Origin of the sequence: Bradyrhizobium sp. ARR65 (assembly GCF_000472385.1) — a bacterium.
Lineage (GTDB): Bacteria > Pseudomonadota > Alphaproteobacteria > Rhizobiales > Xanthobacteraceae > Bradyrhizobium.
The window spans coordinates 1-1,327 of sequence record NZ_AWZU01000133.1 but is presented as its reverse complement, the minus strand read 5'-3'; the positions used below and the strand labels follow the sequence as shown (position 1 = coordinate 1,327).

Here is a 1,327-nt window from a genome sequence, read left to right as displayed (position 1 = left end):
CACGCGCGCAATAGGGCGCACACCAGCTTGGCTTTCGCACGCAATGTCCCCTGCACACCGGAAAGGGACATAAGCGTTACTTCCGGGGTGGGCCAATGGGCGACATCGTAGGCTTGGCCCGATGAAAGAAGCCGCCAACTGAGGCGGCCTTACCTTGCTCGTCCCAAACACGTTTTCCGCACACAAGGCCCGTCGGTCAACGGCGGGCTCTTGACGGTGCAATTGCGGGTTGAACGCTTCGCCAAGCAAGAGCATATTCGACGGCGGCATGGGGGACGATTTGGTGAAAATCAGTTGGCGGGTTCGTTGGGTCGTCGACAGCGACCGCGAGGACATTGCTGAAGCCGGTCGCCTGTCTTATCGCGGCGACGAACAGGCCATCACCGACCCCGAAGGTTCCTCGCTGGCCGAGCGTATTCTCAAAAATCTGGCGTTGATCCGAACCTATGAGGCTCGACGAGACGATTAGAAGCACAGGAGACCGGCCAGCAACGCTGACCATAACCGCGAGAGGAAAAGGAGGCCACCAACTGAGGCGGCCTTACTCTGGCGGCTTCAATTCGCTGTTGATCAGGTTTTGAATGTCGTGGCGCTCAAGGGGGTCGTCCTCCAGTGGAAACGCCTCTTGAGTCATGCGTCCTAGGAACGTGTCTGGCGGTGCACTGCTCTGCAAGATTTGGAGGCTGCGCGCCAAGGCGTTACGAATCGTGCGCTGGTGCTCGGCGTCTTTCGGGGGATCGGGACGGAATAGCGGCATGCCGGTGCTCCCTTCCTATGCAGGCGGGAGCGCGATCGGTCTCTCAGCCACCGACGCCTACGGAACAGAGCCCCGGCCGGTGATGTGGGTAAACCAATCCAGATCGCTTTGGTTCGAAAATGAAGTGGGACGCAGTATCGCACCCCGCGAAGACAGTCCAAACGGATATAGAACCGAGCTGTTTGGGGCGTCTTGGAGCATGACCTGCGACGCCTTTGTGATGAATGAATATCTGTTCATCCTGTTCTCCTCACCCACGCGATGCATCGTGTCGCGCTTCGGAGAACAGGGCTCTACTGCTCTCGCTCAATGGCGGCGCGAGTCGCAGTCGCCCAGTCCGGGCGGATGTCTGCGCCACGGTAGCCGCAGGCGTTGCAGACAAACCTGTCCTCGACATCGGAAAGTCGCAGATCGTCAGGCCAGCGGTCAGCGCAATCATCGACCTTGACGCAGCGGCCGCAGCGAAAGTCCGCGCAATAGATCAGCACATGACGCACGCCCGCGCTGCGCATCTCACCGAAAGTGACCTTTTGCGGTCGGCGCTCTGTCATCAGCGCAGATCGTCCAGCA

General features: G+C 59.8%; 3 protein-coding genes. 1 reads left to right on the top strand and 2 read right to left on the bottom strand.

What is annotated here, in order from left to right:
• Nucleotides 1–268: 268 nt before the first annotated feature.
• On the top strand, nt 269–469 hold the full coding sequence (locus F758_RS0142995) for a hypothetical protein (RefSeq protein WP_157450577.1): 201 nt from the start codon (nt 269–271) through the stop codon (nt 467–469).
• Nucleotides 470–541: 72 nt separating this feature from the next.
• Here the strand turns inward: F758_RS0142995 and F758_RS0142990 are convergent, their stop codons facing one another.
• Entirely contained in the window at nt 542–757 is a 216-nt protein-coding gene (locus F758_RS0142990; protein ID WP_024513510.1) for a hypothetical protein, read from the bottom strand.
• Between the two features lie 293 nt (nt 758–1,050).
• On the bottom strand, nt 1,051–1,308 hold the full coding sequence (locus F758_RS0142985) for a hypothetical protein (RefSeq protein WP_035725408.1): 258 nt from the start codon (nt 1,306–1,308) through the stop codon (nt 1,051–1,053).
• Nucleotides 1,309–1,327 lie beyond the last annotated feature (19 nt).

Excerpts from the sequence above, each read along its gene's own strand:
- F758_RS0142990 (WP_024513510.1), bottom strand. The coding sequence starts at position 757 with ATGCCGCTATTCCGTCCCGATCCCCCGAAAGACGCCGAGCACCAGCGC.
- F758_RS0142995 (WP_157450577.1), top strand. The coding sequence starts at position 269 with ATGGGGGACGATTTGGTGAAAATCAGTTGGCGGGTTCGTTGGGTCGTC.
- F758_RS0142985 (WP_035725408.1), bottom strand. The coding sequence starts at position 1,308 with ATGACAGAGCGCCGACCGCAAAAGGTCACTTTCGGTGAGATGCGCAGC.